This is a genomic window from Candidatus Symbiopectobacterium sp. NZEC151, from assembly GCF_025962655.1.
Lineage (GTDB): Bacteria > Pseudomonadota > Gammaproteobacteria > Enterobacterales > Enterobacteriaceae > Symbiopectobacterium.
On record NZ_JAGFPE010000002.1, the window covers coordinates 232,900 to 244,637 of the forward strand.

Below are 11,738 nucleotides of genomic sequence, written 5' to 3' on the forward strand. Positions count from 1 at the left end.
AAATTTTTCCTAACGACAAGGTAATTGTGACATTCAGGGCAAAAATCAGCAACAAAGCGCTGACATAACCTTAATCATGTTTACAGTGCAGTAACCTTACCGTAAAATGCCCGCTCGCATGAAATGACAATAGAGCCCTTGTTATTGAGGTCGCTAGATGAGACTCAGGAAATACAATAAAATTTTTGGGATGTTGTCTTTATTCGCTGCCGCAGCACTGCTGAGCGGTTGTGATATGGCATTGATGAACCCCAAAGGACAGGTCGGGTTGGAGCAACGGTCGTTGATTCTGACGGCAATCGGGTTGATGTTGATCGTGGTTATTCCGGTAATCGTGATGACCATCGCTTTTGCCTGGAAGTTCCGTGCTTCCAACACCAAGGCGAAATACACCCCGAACTGGTCGCATTCCAACAAGATTGAAGCGGTGGTATGGACAGTTCCCATCATCATCATTCTTATTCTGGGTACCATTACCTGGAAAACCACCCATTCACTGGATCCGTATAAACCGCTGGTCTCCGATGCCAAGCCGATTACCGTCGAAGTGATTTCCCTCGACTGGAAATGGCTGTTTGTTTACCCAGAACTGGGTATCGCCACGGTCAACGAGTTAGCGTTCCCGACCAACGTACCGGTGAACTTCAAGATCACCTCCGATACCGTGATGAACTCTTTCTTCATCCCGCGTCTGGGTGGGCAGATCTACGCCATGGCTGGCATGCAAACCAAGCTGCATCTTATCGCCAACGAACCGGGTAAATATGACGGTATTTCCGGTGGTTACAGCGGTAAAGGCTTCTCTGGCATGAAATTTACCGCCATTGCCACGCCAAGCCAGCAGGAGTTCGACCAGTGGGTTGCCACCGTGCGCGCGTCCAGCAAAACGCTGAACAGCATGGAAGAGTTTAATACTCTGGCCAAACCCAGCGAATTCCACCCGGTCGAGTACTTCTCCAGCGTGCAACCTGAGCTGTTTGAAAACCTGATTCGCAAATTCACGCAAAGTGGCGGCGCACCTGCGCATCACCACGCTGAAAGCGAAACGCAGCAAGGCGGCATGCAACACGGTGACAATATGAACATGAGCGAGCACGCCTCGCACCAAGGCGCCGAGGGATAAGACGATGTTCGGAAAACTAACTCTTGATGCGGTTCCGTATCATGAACCCATTATCATGGTCACGGTGGCCGGCATCATCGTCGGCGGCCTCGCCCTGTTGGCGGCCATCACTTATTTCGGTAAATGGAAGTGGCTGTGGGCGGAATGGTTCACCTCGGTAGACCACAAGCGCATCGGCATCATGTATATGATCGTCGCGTTTATCATGATGATTCGCGGCTTTGCCGATGCCATCATGATGCGCGGTCAGCAGGTGTTGGCATCTGCCGGTGAGGCAGGCTTCCTGAATGCACACCACTACGATCAGATATTTACCGCGCACGGCGTGATCATGATTTTCTTCGTGGCAACGCCGTTTGTGGTCGGTCTGATGAACCTGGCGGTGCCGTTGCAAATCGGCGCGCGCGACGTGGCCTTCCCTTTCCTTAACTCGCTCAGCTTCTGGCTGTTCGTGGTGGGGGTTGTCCTGATCAACCTGTCGCTGGGTATTGGTGAATTTGCGCAAACCGGTTGGGTGGCCTATCCGCCGCTTTCCGGCAAGGAGTACAGTCCCGGCGTAGGGGTCGATTACTGGATATGGAGTCTACAAATCTCCGGTCTGGGCACCACGCTGACCGGCGTCAACTTCTTCGCGACCATTATCCGTATGCGCGCACCGGGCATGACGCTGATGAAAATGCCGGTCTTTACCTGGACGGCACTGTGCACCAACGTGCTGATCATCGCCGCATTCCCGATTTTGACCGTCACCATCGCGTTGCTGACCCTGGATCGCTATCTGGGCACCCATTTCTTTACCAACGATATGGGCGGCAACATGATGATGTACATCAACCTCATCTGGGCCTGGGGCCATCCTGAGGTGTACATTCTGGTGCTGCCTATCTTCGGCGTTTACTCCGAAGTGGTTGCCACCTTCTGTAAGAAGCGCCTGTTTGGCTATACCTCGCTGGTGTGGGCGACCATCGCCATTACCGTGCTGTCGTTTATCGTCTGGCTGCACCACTTCTTCACCATGGGGTCCGGCGCGAACGTTAACGCCTTCTTTGGTATCGCCACCATGATCATTTCCATCCCGACCGGGGTGAAAATCTTCAACTGGCTGTTCACCATGTATCAGGGCCGCATCCAACCGAACTCCGCCATGTTGTGGACCACCGGGTTTATCATCACCTTTACCATCGGTGGGATGACCGGGGTGCTGCTGGCAGTGCCGGGTGCCAACTTTGTGCTGCACAACAGTCTGTTCCTGATTGCGCACTTCCATAACGTCATCATCGGCGGCGTGGTGTTTGGTATTTTTGCCGGTATTACTTACTGGTTCCCGAAAGCGTTTGGCTTCACGCTGAACGAAACCTGGGGCAAACGCGCGTTCTGGTTCTGGATTATCGGCTTCTTCACTGCCTTTATGCCGCTGTATGTGCTGGGCTTTATGGGTATGACCCGTCGCCTTAGCCAACAGATCGATCCGCAATTCCACTCACTGCTGGTCGTCGCCTCTGTCGGTGCCGCCCTGATTGGCCTTGGCGTGCTGTGCCAACTGATGCAGTTCTATGTCAGTATCCGCGATCGCGACCAAAACCGCGATTTGACCGGTGACCCGTGGGGTGGCCGCACGCTGGAGTGGGCAACCTCTTCCCCACCGCCGTTCTACAACTTCGCCATCGTGCCGAACGTTCAGGAACGCGATGCCTTCTGGGAACAGAAACAGCGCGGTGAAGCCTACAAGAAACCGGTCAGCTATGAAGAAATTCATATGCCGAAAAACACCGGCGCTGGCGTGATTATCTCGGCGTTCAGTCTGGTATTCGGCTTCGCGATGATCTGGCATATCTGGTGGATGGCGATTGCCGGTTTCGTCGGCATGATCGTGACCTGGATTGTGCACAGTTTTAACCGTGATGTGGATTACTACGTTCCGGTCAAGCAGATCGAAGAGATTGAAAACCAGCACTTCGACAATATCAGCAAAGCAGGTGTGAAACATGACAACTGAAACTCTGACGCATCATCACGCTGCTCATGACGCCCATGCCGAGCATGGGCACCACGACGCCAGCGGCACCAAGGTGCTGGGGTTCTGGGTTTACCTCATGAGCGATTTGATCATTTTCGGCTCGCTGTTCGCCACCTATGCCGTGCTGGTAACCGGCACGGCGGGCGGTCCGTCCGGAAAAGATCTGTTTGATCTCAAGTTTGTGCTGGTCGAAACCTTCGCTTTGCTATTGAGCAGTATCACCTTCGGCATGGCGATGATCGCCATGTACAAAGGCAACGTAGCGCGCATCAACACCTGGCTGGCTATCACCTTCCTGTTTGGTCTGGTGTTTATCGGGATGGAAGTCTATGAATTCCATCACCTGATCGCAGAAGGGTACGGCCCGGATCGCAGTGCGTTCCTGTCAGCCTTTTTTGCGCTGGTCGGCACCCACGGAATCCACGTAACCTCAGGCCTTATCTGGCTGGTGGTGATGATGATTCAGGTTTCACGCTGGGGCATCACCCCTACCGTGAAAACCCGTTTGATGTGCCTGAGCCTGTTCTGGCACTTCCTTGACGTGGTATGGATTTGTGTCTTTACCGTAGTTTATCTGATGGGGGCGATGTAATGAGTCATTCAACGACCGATCACGGCGCCAGCCACGGTAGCGTACAGTCTTATGTCATCGGCTTTGTCATGTCGGTCATTCTGACCGTGATCCCGTTTGGTCTGGTGATGGCGGGTGCCGCCTCCCCCAGCGTGATCATGGCCGGTGTGGTTGGCTGTGCCGTGGTACAGATACTGGTTCACCTGGTCTACTTCCTGCACCTGAACAGTTCTTCTGAGCAGCGCTGGAACGTGGTAGCGTTGGTGTTCGCCATTCTGATTATCGCCATCGTGGTAGTAGGATCCATCTGGATTATGCTGAGCGCGCACCACAATATGATGATTCCGTAATCGAGCCAGACATGATGATTAAGCAATACCTACAAGTCACAAAACCAGGGATCATTTTTGGCAACCTGATTTCTGTTATCGGGGGATTTCTGCTGGCGTCCAAAGGCAGCATCGATTACCCCCTCTTTATCGCTACCCTGTTTGGGGTGTCGTTGGTGGTTGCGTCCGGTTGCGTTTTCAATAACGTGATCGACCGTGACATTGACAAAAAGATGGAGAGAACCAAAAACAGAGTGATGGTGAAGGGGCTGATTTCCGTCAAGGTGTCGCTGGGTTATGCGGCGGCGTTAGGTATTGCCGGTTTTGCGTTGCTCTACGTGGCGGCAAACCCGCTGGCCATGTGGCTTTCGGTAATGGGCTTTGCGGTATACGTAGGCGTCTACAGTCTGTATATGAAACGCCACTCGGTATACGGCACGCTGATCGGCAGCCTGTCCGGTGCCGCGCCGCCGGTTATCGGCTATTGTGCCGTGAGCAACCAGTTTGATGCGGGCGCGTTGATCCTGCTGTTGATCTTCAGCCTGTGGCAAATGCCGCACTCCTACGCTATCGCCATTTTCCGTTTCAAGGATTATCAGGCTGCCAACATTCCGGTATTGCCGGTGGTGAAAGGCATTTCCGTGGCTAAAAACCATATTACGCTGTATATCGTGGCGTTTATGGTAGCAACGCTGATGCTGTCGCTGGGAGGCTATGCCGGGTATAAATACCTGGTGGTGGCCGCCTCCGTGAGCATCTGGTGGTTAGGCATGGCGCTGTCGGGCTACAAAAAACCCAATGATGACAAGGTGTGGGCGCGCAAACTGTTTGTGTTCTCGATTGTAGCCATCACATCACTGAGCGTGATGATGTCTGTCGACTCGATGACGCCGATGCAGGATGTGCTGATCACCGCACTGCGCTAACGTTTACCGTTCGCACCTTGAAAAAACAGACGATGCCCATCGTCTGTTTTTTTTCGCCCTTCCCCACGTTTTGCTGCATTTAATATGTCATTTTATGACGGCGCGCCAAATCAAGTAACAATGCCACCATTTACGGCCCGATGAGTAAGGCACTACAATAGCGCCAACGCAATTTTGAGGTTTTCATGAACGATACGTCCCTCACTGACAATATAATGACGCCGAAAGAACGGCGCGCAACCTGGGGTTTAGGTGCGGTTTTTTCCCTGCGGATGCTCGGCATGTTTATGGTTTTGCCGGTGCTCACGACCTACGGCATGGCGCTGCAAGGGGCCAGCGAATCGCTGATTGGCCTTGCGATTGGTATCTATGGCCTGATGCAGGCACTGTTTCAGGTGCCCTTTGGGTTACTTTCCGATCGCGTCGGTCGGAAACCGCTCATCGTTATCGGTCTGCTGATGTTTGTGCTCGGCAGCGTGGTTGCCGCCCTCAGCACCACGATTTGGGGCATTATTCTTGGTCGAGCATTGCAGGGCGCGGGGGCAATATCTGCCGCTGTCATGGCATTGCTGTCCGATCTCACTCGCGAACAAAATCGCACCAAAGCAATGGCTTTTATCGGCATCAGTTTTGGCGTAACCTTTGCCATCGCCATGGTGCTTGGCCCAATCGTCGCGCACGCCTGGGGATTGCAATCGCTGTTCTGGTGCATGGCCCTGCTCGCATCGCTTGGTATTATCATCACCCTGACGCTGATCCCCAACGCCGCTAGCCATGCGCTCAATCGCGAATCCGCCATCGTGCGCGGCAGCATTCGCCAGGTGCTCGGTAACAGTCGGCTGGTGAAACTCAATATCGGCATCATGTGCCTGCATATCCTGCTGATGGCGAGTTTTGTCGCCTTGCCGCGCGTGCTGGAACAGGCGGGCCTGCCCGCGGAGTCACACTGGAAGGTGTACCTGTACACCATGCTGATTTCTTTTGTCTGCGTACTACCCTTTATTATTTATGCCGAAGTGAAGCGGCAGATGAAGCGTGTCTTTGTCGGCTGTATCATCGTGCTGTTGGCCGCAGAGGTGGTTTTATGGATGGCGGGCAGCCAATTCTGGCCGATTGTGGCGGGCGTTCAGCTATTTTTTCTGGCGTTTAATATTATGGAAGCGCTGCTGCCTTCTCTGATCAGCAAAGAGGCCCCGGCGGGTTATAAAGGCACCGCCATGGGGGTCTATTCCACCACCCAATTTATCGGCGTTGCTATCGGCGGCAGCATGGGCGGCGCACTGTTTCAATTCCACGGTGCGGCCTGGGTGTTTGCCGCAGGGGCGCTGCTCTGTGCGTTATGGCTGATTGTCGGCATCAGCATGAAAGAGCCGCCCTATCTGAGCAGTTTGCGTATTGCACTGCCCGACGAAGCACTGGACGATTCAGCGCTGGCACAGAAGATACGCATACACCCCGGCGTGGCGGAAGCCATCGTGGTGCCGGAGGAGCGCAGCGCCTATGTTAAAATCGATCGTCAGAAAACCAACCGCCAACAGCTCGAAGCGCTGATCGGGCAAGCGTGAGTCACAGCGGGCCAGCATCGCTGGCCCTTGGCGATTAATCGCGGAAATTGTTGAACTGGAAAGGTTGCCCCAGATTGGCACCGCGAATCAACGCCATGACGCTTTGCAAGTCGTCGCGTGCTTTGCCTGTAACCCGCAGTTGGTCACCCTGAATCTGGGTTTGCACTTTCAGCTTGCTGTCTTTGATCAGCTTGACGATTTTTTTCGCCTGTTCAGGCTCAATGCCCTGCTTCAGTTTGGCGTTAACGCTGTAGGTCTTGCCGCTGTGTTCCATCTCTTCAGGAACCTCCAACGCACCCGCATCAATACCCCGTTTCACCAGTTTTTCGCGCAGGATATCAACCAGTTGCTGCACCTGAAAATCGGACTCGCTGGCCACTTTGATCTGTTCGTTTTTCTCATTCAGCTCAAAGCTCGCCGGTACGTTACGGAAATCCCAGCGATTAGTCAGTTCACGTGACGCATTCTCAACCGCGTTGCGGATTTCCTGCATATCGATTTCCGATACAATATCGAAAGATGGCATAATCAATTCTCCCTGATTTATGCGTAGGAATAGGGTTATGTGGCATGCATGATACCTGTTCTCCGCGGAGAAACAACATCCACCCGACCTGACGCTTGCAGTCCCTTTCTCACGCGCCATAATACGTAATTGTCGGGCAGAATGAATCAACCAAAAGATAACCGCCGCCGTCACACTGCGCGCTACGCGCATCGATAAAGGAAACCTCAGATGAAAATTACCGTGCTGGGTTGCGGCGCACTGGGTCAGCTTTGGCTTGCCGCATTACATCAGCAAGGCCACGACGTTCAGGGATGGATGCGTTTCCCCGCCCCGTTTTGTGCTGTCAATGTACAAATGCTGGACGGAAAACTGTGCAATCTGATGCTACCAACAAACGATCCCGAACACCTGATGCAGAGCGAACTGCTGCTGGTAACCCTTAAAGCCTGGCAGGTTTCCGATGCCGTCAGCGCCTTATTACCGACCATCGCCCCCGGCTGTACCATTCTGTTGCTACACAATGGCATGGGCACCCGGGAGGAGTTGCCGGTATTGACCCAAGCGCTGTTACAAGGGGTCACCACCCACGCCGCCCGACGCGATGCGACGCTGGTAGTGCACGTTGCCGGAGGAACCACGCACATTGGTGCCATTACCAGCGGTAACAGTCGTGGGGCGGTTCCTCACAGCGATACGCATTCTGCGCTGGCAGCATTGCTGCATCAGGCGCTGCCGGATGTCGCCTGGTACAATAACATTGCCGTGACGTGCTGGCGTAAACTGGCAGCGAACTGCGTGATCAATCCGTTAACCGTACTCTATAACTGCAAAAATGGGGCGCTAAGCGCTTATCCAGAGCAGATAGACCTGCTGTGTCGGGAGATCGTGCGCGTCATGGAGCGCGAAGGCCATCCCGATTCGCTGGAGCAGGTGAAACTGTACGTGGAACAATTGATTCAGAATACCGCTGAGAATACCTCCTCCATGCTGCAAGATATCCGTGCCCAGCGCCATACCGAGATTGACTATATTACCGGCTATCTGCTGCAACGCGCCCGTGCCCACGGGTTAACGTTGCCTGAAAACAGCCGTTTATTTGAAATGATCAAGCTAAAGGAAAGCGAATATGACCGCATCGGTACTCCTCTGTCTGGCTCCTGGTAGCGAAGAAACCGAGGCCGTCACTACCTTCGACCTGCTGGTACGCGCCGGTATTGCTGTCACTGTAGCCAGTGTCGCCAGCGATGGCGCTACCACGGTGACCTGCTCGCGCGGCGCAAGGTTGGTGGCGGATGCGCCGCTGGTTTCCGTTGCGGATAACCCGTTTGACGCCATCGTGTTACCGGGCGGGGTCAAAGGGGCGGAATGCTTTCGCGACAGCCCGTTACTGGTGGAATGTATTCGCCAAAAGCATCAGGAAGGGAAAATCGTGGCCGCCATCTGTGCCGTTCCTGCACTGGTGCTGGAACACCACCAGCTGTTTCCGGTCGGCAACATGACCGGATACCCCACGTTAAAAGAGAAAATCGCGCCTGAAAAATGGATGGATAAGCGCGTGGTATTCGATCCACGCGTCAATCTGCTGACCAGCCAGGGCCCCGGCACCAGCATGGATTTCGCCTTAAAGCTGATTGATTTACTGTCAGGACGCGCTAAGGCGGCAGAAGTGGCTGCACAGCTGGTGCTGCCACCGGGAATTTATGATTACCGGGAGTGATGCTCTCAATCTTCTGTGATTCGCATCCTCCTCCGCCTATGCGGAGGATGATGCGAAGCGGCTAAGGCCGATAGACCTTCACGTTACTGAACCCCTGCTCACGCAGATACAACGCCTGCAAACGGCTCATCACACCGCGTTCACAGTACAACAGATAGGTCTTGCCCTGATCAAGGTCGCCGAACTGAGTGCTGAGCTTGTAGAACGGCAGCGATTTGATTTCAACGCCGGGCAGCGCAAGCGGACGATCGTCTTGCTCATCCACAGAGCGAATATCCAGCAGAATGTCGTCAGCAGAAAGCGATGCCACGGTTTCGACTTCCGCGACCTCTTGTAAAGACTGGGTGGCGATATCACGAATATCAATATTACGCGCTTCAAAGACCACTCGGTCCAGGATCTCAAAGTCGAACTTGCCTTCTTCCTCTTCGATTTTGGATTTGACCGCTTTTACCGTCGGGCTTTTGGAAATCACCCCGCAATACTCAGGCATGGTCTTGGCAAAATCTTCCGTGCCTAAATGACGCGCCAGCTTGATGATGTGCTCTTTATCGTGTGAAATCAGCGGGCGCAGAATCAGCGTATCCGACGCATTATCGATGAGACGCAGGTTGGTCAAGGTTTGGCTGGAAACCTGCCCTAACGCTTCCCCGGTTACCAACGCCTGGACGCCATAACGCTCTGCAATACGCGAGGCGGCACGCACCATCATGCGTTTAAGCACCACCCCCATCTGGCCGTCATCCACTTTCTCCAGGATCTCGCCCACCACGGGTTCAAAATCAATGGCGACAAAGCGCACGCGATGCGAGCTGCCAAAGCGCTTCCACAAATAATGTGCGACCTGCTTAACGCCAATTTCATGCGCGGCACCGCCCAGATTGAAAAAGCAGTAGTGCACGCGACAGCCACGGCGGATCAGCATATAGCTGGACACACCAGAGTCGAACCCGCCGGAAATCAGTGACAGCACATCTTCTTGCGTACCAATGGGGAAACCACCAATGCCTTCATAACGCCCTTTGATCAGCAGCAAACGATCCTGTTCTATCTCCAGATGAACCGTGACCTGCGGCGTAGTGAGGTTAACACGCGCGCTGTCGATGTGCTGATTCAGTCCACCGCCCACGTAACGTTCAACATCCTGCGAAGAGAAGTCGTGCTTACCGCGCCGCTTCACGCGTACACAGAAACTTTTCCCTTCCAGCTGCGGACGATAAAGCGCCAGCGTTTGTTCAAAAATGTCGTGTACGTCGGTGTAAGCGTGGTCTTCAACATCCAGAATATGATGAATGCCGGGAATTCGGGTTAACGCATCGCGAATCTCTTCGCGTTGGCTTTCCTCTTTGGCGCGGACTTCGATATGATCCCAATGACGGACGACGGCCAGTTGGTCGTCATACTGCTTAAGCACGTTACGAATGTTACCGGTAAGTATCTTAATAAAGCGCAACCGCACAGATTGACTCTTGATGGTGATTTCCGGGAACAATTTAATGATAAACTTCATGATGGCTGTCGTTACTTGGTCAAATGGGCGTATGTGTTAACCCGAGTGCTACATTCACGTTATCGGTAAACTCGTTCCATGGGGTGATTTTACCAATAGCATCCAGGGCGCGGAGTATATCATCTTCTCGCGCGCTGCGCGCAGGAAGGATGTGCTTATCTGTGCGATGGGCCGGTACCGAACAGTAACGATTAACGACACTAAAAGAACAGCATCACTTAGCGATCAGGATGTAAAATAGGTCATGCCTGCAAAAAAAACGTCGCCTCACACAGAGGCAAACAGCGAAACGCTGAACACCGCCGACTCAGCGCTGAGTTTTGAAAATGCGCTGCAACAGTTGGAACAGATTGTCACCCGCCTTGAGTCGGGCGATTTGCCCCTGGAAGCCGCGCTGAGCGCCTTTGAAAATGGCATTCAGTTGGCACGTCAGGGACAGTTGCAGTTGCAACAAGCAGAGCAACGCGTGCAGATCCTGCTAAGCGACGAGCCGGATGCCGCGCTGTCCCCTTTCACTCCGGGCACCACAAACCCGAACAGTAAGCCACTATGACGGAATTCGCTGAGCAGTTAAGCGCCCATGCCGATCGCGTGAATCAGGCATTGAACCGTTTCATTTCCGACTTGCCGTTTCAGGGCAGTCCACTGGTTGACGCCATGGCGTACGGTGCGCTGCTGGGGGGCAAACGCCTTCGGCCTTTTTTGGTTTATACTACCGGGCAACTTTTCGGCATTCCGTTGAGCAGCCTGGATGCACCGGCTGCCGCAGTGGAATCTATCCACGCTTATTCGCTGATCCATGACGATTTGCCTGCCATGGACGATGATGACCTGCGTCGTGGTCAACCCACCTGCCACATTAAATTTGGCGAAGCCACTGCGGTTCTGGCCGGAGATGCGCTGCAAACGTTGGCTTTTTCCATTCTGGCTGACGCGTCCATGCCGGAAGTCAGTGACCGCGATCGGCTCTCAATGGTTGCAGAGTTGGCGCAAGCCAGCGGCGTGGCGGGCATGTGCGGCGGGCAAGCACTGGATTTGGCGGCGGAAGGTCAGCAGGTTAATCTGGCCGAGCTGGAGCAAATTCATCGCCACAAAACCGGCGCATTGATTCGCACGGCAGTCAGGCTCGGCGCGCTCAGCGCTGGCACTGCGGGTCGTGCGGCCCTGCCCCACCTCGATCGCTATGCCAATGCCATCGGTCTGGCCTTTCAGGTGCAGGATGACATTCTTGATGTGGTCGGCGACAGCGCCACCACCGGCAAGCGACAAGGGGCCGACCAGCAACTGGGCAAAAGCACCTATCCCGGTTTGCTCGGGCTTGACAGTGCGCGGGCAAAGGCGTGGGATCTCTACCAGGAATCACTGGCTGCTTTGGATGAACTGCAAGCGGCCAACGCAACGCCGCTCGATACCACGGTACTACGGGCATTGGCGAATTATATCGTCGAACGAGATAAATAATTTCAACATCA

General features: G+C 54.1%; 12 protein-coding genes. 10 read left to right on the plus strand and 2 right to left on the minus strand.

The genetic code is table 11. The annotated features are described in order from the left end of the window. The first annotated feature begins 157 nt into the window (after positions 1-157). From cyoA to J5067_RS09205, 6 genes are all read left to right on the plus strand, one after another. Positions 158-1,123 carry a cytochrome o ubiquinol oxidase subunit II gene (cyoA, locus tag J5067_RS09180; protein ID WP_264644932.1) on the plus strand — a complete coding sequence of 322 codons (966 nt, stop codon included), beginning with the start codon at positions 158-160 and terminating at the stop codon, positions 1,121-1,123. 4 nt (positions 1,124-1,127) lie between these two features. After that, on the plus strand, positions 1,128-3,119 hold the full coding sequence (gene cyoB / locus J5067_RS09185) for a cytochrome o ubiquinol oxidase subunit I (RefSeq protein WP_264650948.1): 1,992 nt from the start codon (positions 1,128-1,130) through the stop codon (positions 3,117-3,119). Next, on the plus strand, positions 3,109-3,732 hold the full coding sequence (locus J5067_RS09190) for a cytochrome o ubiquinol oxidase subunit III (RefSeq protein ID WP_264644930.1): 624 nt from the start codon (positions 3,109-3,111) through the stop codon (positions 3,730-3,732). Before cyoB ends, J5067_RS09190 begins: the two co-directional genes overlap by 11 nt. Further along, on the plus strand, positions 3,732-4,061 hold the full coding sequence (locus J5067_RS09195; protein ID WP_222158272.1) for a cytochrome o ubiquinol oxidase subunit IV: 330 nt from the start codon (positions 3,732-3,734) through the stop codon (positions 4,059-4,061). The genes J5067_RS09190 and J5067_RS09195 overlap by 1 nt, the downstream gene beginning before the upstream one ends. 14 nt (positions 4,062-4,075) lie before the next feature. Continuing rightward, on the plus strand, positions 4,076-4,966 hold the full coding sequence (gene cyoE, locus J5067_RS09200) for a heme o synthase (RefSeq protein WP_264645080.1): 891 nt from the start codon (positions 4,076-4,078) through the stop codon (positions 4,964-4,966). Positions 4,967-5,151: 185 nt separating this feature from the next. Continuing rightward, complete coding sequence (locus J5067_RS09205) at positions 5,152-6,531, plus strand: MFS transporter (RefSeq protein ID WP_264650949.1); 1,380 nt, start codon at positions 5,152-5,154, stop codon at positions 6,529-6,531. 34 nt (positions 6,532-6,565) lie between these two features. Here the strand turns inward: J5067_RS09205 and J5067_RS09210 are convergent, their stop codons facing one another. Further along, complete coding sequence (locus J5067_RS09210; protein ID WP_264644928.1) at positions 6,566-7,057, minus strand: YajQ family cyclic di-GMP-binding protein; 492 nt, start codon at positions 7,055-7,057, stop codon at positions 6,566-6,568. Positions 7,058-7,267: 210 nt separating this feature from the next. On the opposite strand from J5067_RS09210, the gene panE reads away from it, so the two are divergent. After that, a complete protein-coding gene (gene panE / locus J5067_RS09215) occupies positions 7,268-8,203 on the plus strand; it encodes a 2-dehydropantoate 2-reductase (RefSeq protein ID WP_264650950.1) in 936 nt (311 codons plus the stop codon). Further along, positions 8,166-8,756 carry a protein deglycase YajL gene (yajL, locus tag J5067_RS09220; protein ID WP_264650951.1) on the plus strand — a complete coding sequence of 197 codons (591 nt, stop codon included), beginning with the start codon at positions 8,166-8,168 and terminating at the stop codon, positions 8,754-8,756. Before panE ends, yajL begins: the two co-directional genes overlap by 38 nt. A 61-nt stretch (positions 8,757-8,817) precedes the next feature. On the opposite strand, the gene thiI is transcribed toward yajL, so the two are convergent. After that, a complete protein-coding gene (gene thiI, locus J5067_RS09225; protein WP_264644925.1) occupies positions 8,818-10,266 on the minus strand; it encodes a tRNA uracil 4-sulfurtransferase ThiI in 1,449 nt (482 codons plus the stop codon). Positions 10,267-10,510: 244 nt separating this feature from the next. Between thiI and xseB the strand changes: the two genes are divergently transcribed. Both xseB and ispA read left to right on the plus strand, forming a co-directional pair. After that, complete coding sequence (gene xseB, locus J5067_RS09230) at positions 10,511-10,819, plus strand: exodeoxyribonuclease VII small subunit (protein ID WP_264650952.1); 309 nt, start codon at positions 10,511-10,513, stop codon at positions 10,817-10,819. Next, entirely contained in the window at positions 10,816-11,727 is a 912-nt protein-coding gene (gene ispA / locus J5067_RS09235) for a (2E,6E)-farnesyl diphosphate synthase (protein WP_264650953.1), read from the plus strand. The genes xseB and ispA overlap by 4 nt, the downstream gene beginning before the upstream one ends. Positions 11,728-11,738: the final 11 nt, after the last annotated feature.

Bases quoted from the DNA above. Each gene is read 5' to 3' on its own strand.
- J5067_RS09210 (WP_264644928.1), bottom strand. From the start codon at position 7,057: ATGCCATCTTTCGATATTGTATCGGAAATCGATATGCAGGAAATCCGC.
- cyoB (WP_264650948.1), top strand. From the start codon at position 1,128: ATGTTCGGAAAACTAACTCTTGATGCGGTTCCGTATCATGAACCCATT.
- ispA (WP_264650953.1), top strand. From the start codon at position 10,816: ATGACGGAATTCGCTGAGCAGTTAAGCGCCCATGCCGATCGCGTGAAT.
- J5067_RS09190 (WP_264644930.1), top strand. From the start codon at position 3,109: ATGACAACTGAAACTCTGACGCATCATCACGCTGCTCATGACGCCCAT.
- xseB (WP_264650952.1), top strand. From the start codon at position 10,511: ATGCCTGCAAAAAAAACGTCGCCTCACACAGAGGCAAACAGCGAAACG.
- thiI (WP_264644925.1), bottom strand. From the start codon at position 10,266: ATGAAGTTTATCATTAAATTGTTCCCGGAAATCACCATCAAGAGTCAA.
- yajL (WP_264650951.1), top strand. From the start codon at position 8,166: ATGACCGCATCGGTACTCCTCTGTCTGGCTCCTGGTAGCGAAGAAACC.
- J5067_RS09205 (WP_264650949.1), top strand. From the start codon at position 5,152: ATGAACGATACGTCCCTCACTGACAATATAATGACGCCGAAAGAACGG.
- cyoE (WP_264645080.1), top strand. From the start codon at position 4,076: ATGATTAAGCAATACCTACAAGTCACAAAACCAGGGATCATTTTTGGC.
- panE (WP_264650950.1), top strand. From the start codon at position 7,268: ATGAAAATTACCGTGCTGGGTTGCGGCGCACTGGGTCAGCTTTGGCTT.
- J5067_RS09195 (WP_222158272.1), top strand. From the start codon at position 3,732: ATGAGTCATTCAACGACCGATCACGGCGCCAGCCACGGTAGCGTACAG.
- cyoA (WP_264644932.1), top strand. From the start codon at position 158: ATGAGACTCAGGAAATACAATAAAATTTTTGGGATGTTGTCTTTATTC.